Origin of the sequence: Microcystis sp. M179S2, from assembly GCF_020245805.1 — a bacterium.
GTDB lineage: Bacteria > Cyanobacteriota > Cyanobacteriia > Cyanobacteriales > Microcystaceae > Microcystis > Microcystis aeruginosa.
Genome location: NZ_JADBUE010000149.1, coordinates 1 through 3102, shown reverse-complemented (window position 1 = coordinate 3102; position 3102 = coordinate 1). Strand labels below are relative to the sequence as shown.

Here is a 3102-nt window from a genome sequence, read left to right as displayed (position 1 = left end):
TTTCTCAAAAAAATCGACCCGCCTAAGGGCGGGAAAGAAAAGGAAAAAGAAAAAATAGGGAATGAGGGTAAAAAGGGAAAAAAAGGGAAAAAGGGTTACAGAGTCCTCCCAGCACCGCACACCACCCGAAAACCGTAGAAGTTGCCGTAGCCGCGGCGGCCGTCGAAGTCGCGGAAAGCGGAACGGCAGATATAGGGATAGTTGAACCAAGAACCGCCCCGCAGAGAAGAACGATTATCATCCCCATTTTCTATCCAAGCACTGCCATCCGTCGGCGCACCATCATAGTTAGGGTGCCAGGTATCGGCGCACCATTCCCAGACGTTCCCGTGCATATCGTACAGTCCGAAGGCGTTTGGGGGAAATTGTCCCACGGGAGTCGTTTCGTTTCGATCTTCTCCCTTCGCTTCTCCGGCGTAGGTTTCGCTGGCACGGTAGTTGGCCAATTTCCCGGTAATGGTTTCCCCAAAGTAGAATGGGGTGGTGGTTCCAGCACGACAAGCGTATTCCCATTCCGCTTCACTCGGTAGTCGATACTCCCGTTTTGTTTCTCTTGATAGTCGTTTACAGAATTCCGTTGCTTGATACCAGTTGACACTTTCTACGGGTAGCTCATCCCCTTTAAAGTGAGAAGGGTTTGTCTCTAGGTCGATGTCTATTTTAGCGGTTGCGGCGATCGCTTTCCACTGAGCTTGGGTGATGGGATAACGCCCCATGTAGAAAGAGGAAACGGTTACTCGGTGTTGTGGTCTTTCCCATCTAAATCCTTCCCAACCAAATTTTTTTACCAGTCTTTCGATTTCCTCGTCTTCTGTTCCCATCAGGAAAGTTCCCCCCGGGATGGCAAGCATTTCTAAGGTGATGCCGTTGCCCAAATCTTGGGCGAAATATTGGGACTGCTTCGACTCTTTTTTGATTTGCTCACCCTTCACATTTACTCGCACCACCTCAAAGTTAAATACCTTGAGTCCAGTTTCTTGAGAAGGTTTAGGGGTCGATGACCTATTTCCCTCAGACCCCGTGACGTATTCGCGACGCGTCAAAGGAATCGAAGACTGTCTTAGAGCGATGCGCTTGATAGCTTCGATCGCATCTAAATCGCCACGAGATGCTCCTAAGACACGAATCCATAACTGTTCAGCTAAGTCAAGGTCGCCCCTATTTTCTGCTAAGGAAGCCTGATATTTTAGGGGTTGCACGTCCCTAAGCGTGGCAACTTGTTCTAACAAAATAAAATAGAGCTTGTGGGGCGGTTCTGCTTTTAGATAGGGATTCTGTCTCGGTTTCCCATATCTAGCGTTAGTTTGCTCGACTTGACGGCGCAGATGTTCGTCTAGACGCTCGACCGTAGCACAATTGGCTTCTCCTTGCCGCCGTAATCCTTCCAGCAGCGTATGAGTAAATGAGCCTTGTTGTAACTCATCGATCTCCCAAGATTGCTGATTGGCAGTACAGGAATAAAAGGTTATGACTCCCTGATGCTCCTCTTCTCCAATGCCCAGACCGCCTCGGCTGTCTTCATCTCGACAGGCATCTAATAATAGTACGACGTTATCGGCCCCAGACCGCCGCAGCCGCTCGGTGACATAATCCACCGATACAGCCGTTTCTCTTACATTACCCGGATCACTATCCGGCAGCATCAGATAGTCTTTGTCTTGATAGCGCCTGCCATGACCAGCAAAGAAAAACCAGAGATTGTCTCCAGACTTAAGCAGGGGAGTCTCGAACTGCTTCTGAAGAAACCGCTTGAGACGACCGTAGGTTGGCTGCGTGGGAATGGGGGGACTAGCAGGAATGGATGGAGAATCTTCGGTAAAGAGAAATATCCCACTGCGATCGAATCCTCCCTCCCCTTCACACCAAGCTTTGATCGCTTCCGCGTCTTTCTTGGCGTATTTCAGCGGCTTGAGGTTGTCATACTCGTTGATGCCGATCGCTATCACCCAGTTTTTAGCCATCTTTTCTCTTGAACTTAAACGTCATCGCTCCTTTACCTCCTGCTTTGCCCCCGATCCCAAACAGGCTAACTTGTCCTTCCCCATTAATTTCTACAGACAGTTCCACTTCATCGAGCCGGATTTTAGCGCTTGGAGGATCGGCTTCATCGAGCATTTCCCGCATCGCTTTGAGAAAGCCCTGCATTTCTAGCTTCAGTTTGGACACATCCACTTGACTTCTTTCGGTGGCCGCAACTTCGGGCGATTTTTCCTTTTCACCGATCTGTCCCCCGATATCACTGCTACTTCTAGCGCCGGTGGGCGTTTTTTGAAGATCATCACCCGTAATAATCCATATTTTGCTGGGAGTCGCGATATCTTCGGTCATTGTGTTGATTTCCCCTAAATGTTATTTCACTTGCCTTTAACCAAACATTCTAACTCCACTATCTTTCCCTCGACATCAAGCCACTACAGTGGCACCCCTGAGATAATCTTCTAGTTGGCGATCGTTATCGTGACTGAGATTGCCTAGAGGTAAAGTTTCGACGCTAAAAGCTCTCACCTCGCTAACTTCTAATGTATCTTTGATCTGAAAATTCCCCGACGCTGTAACTTCAATTAACACTGAAATGGAGTGAATGCGCGGATCACGCTCAAAAGAGGAATAAACCCCGACTAAACGCCCTAAACTGACTAAATTTAATCCTGTTTCCTCTTTTAATTCCCTTTGGGCAGTATTAAAAATATCTTCCCCCCAATCGACCATCCCTCCCGGTAAGGCCCATTTGCCGGTGTCTCTGCGTCGGATTAAAACAATTGTACCATCAGCAAGCAGCGGAATTATTGTCACCCCAGTTACAGGATGACGAAAGATAATTCCCATCACACTTTTAATAAAATGCCAAACACGACCCATATATAAAGCTAAAAAATAAAAAAAGGGGACGGGATTACTGGAGTTAGGACTTTTGCCTATTGCCTATTGCCTAACACCTATCCCCCAACCCCTAACAATATCAATCTTGACATCCTCGCCGCCCTAAAAGTGCGGCGATTCCTAAACCTCACGATTTAAGTTTCTGCTTCCACCACCGTCGCATACCACAGTTAAAAAACCATGTACTGTCTTACACAGAGTCCACAGACTTTCGCCCCATTT

General features: G+C 47.9%; 3 protein-coding genes. All 3 read right to left on the bottom strand.

Features of this window, described 5'->3' with window-relative positions:
• Positions 1-95: 95 nt before the first annotated feature.
• The 3 genes from IM500_RS08930 to IM500_RS08920 all read right to left on the bottom strand — a co-directional run bounded on the left by IM500_RS08930 (position 96) and on the right by IM500_RS08920 (position 2859).
• Positions 96-1961: an SUMF1/EgtB/PvdO family nonheme iron enzyme gene (locus IM500_RS08930; RefSeq protein WP_287738153.1), complete on the bottom strand. Its 1866-nt coding sequence runs from the start codon at positions 1959-1961 to the stop codon at positions 96-98.
• On the bottom strand, positions 1954-2328 hold the full coding sequence (locus tag IM500_RS08925) for a Pepco domain-containing protein (RefSeq protein ID WP_287738152.1): 375 nt from the start codon (positions 2326-2328) through the stop codon (positions 1954-1956). Before IM500_RS08925 ends, IM500_RS08930 begins: the two co-directional genes overlap by 8 nt.
• 75 nt (positions 2329-2403) lie before the next feature.
• Positions 2404-2859 carry an NUDIX hydrolase gene (locus IM500_RS08920; RefSeq protein ID WP_287738151.1) on the bottom strand — a complete coding sequence of 152 codons (456 nt, stop codon included), beginning with the start codon at positions 2857-2859 and terminating at the stop codon, positions 2404-2406.
• Between the last annotated feature and the right edge of the window lie 243 nt (positions 2860-3102).

What these genes read in the sequence shown, in the direction of transcription:
- IM500_RS08920 (WP_287738151.1), bottom strand. Translation starts at nt 2,859, where the DNA reads ATGGGTCGTGTTTGGCATTTTATTAAAAGTGTGATGGGAATTATCTTT.
- IM500_RS08930 (WP_287738153.1), bottom strand. Translation starts at nt 1,961, where the DNA reads ATGGCTAAAAACTGGGTGATAGCGATCGGCATCAACGAGTATGACAAC.
- IM500_RS08925 (WP_287738152.1), bottom strand. Translation starts at nt 2,328, where the DNA reads ATGACCGAAGATATCGCGACTCCCAGCAAAATATGGATTATTACGGGT.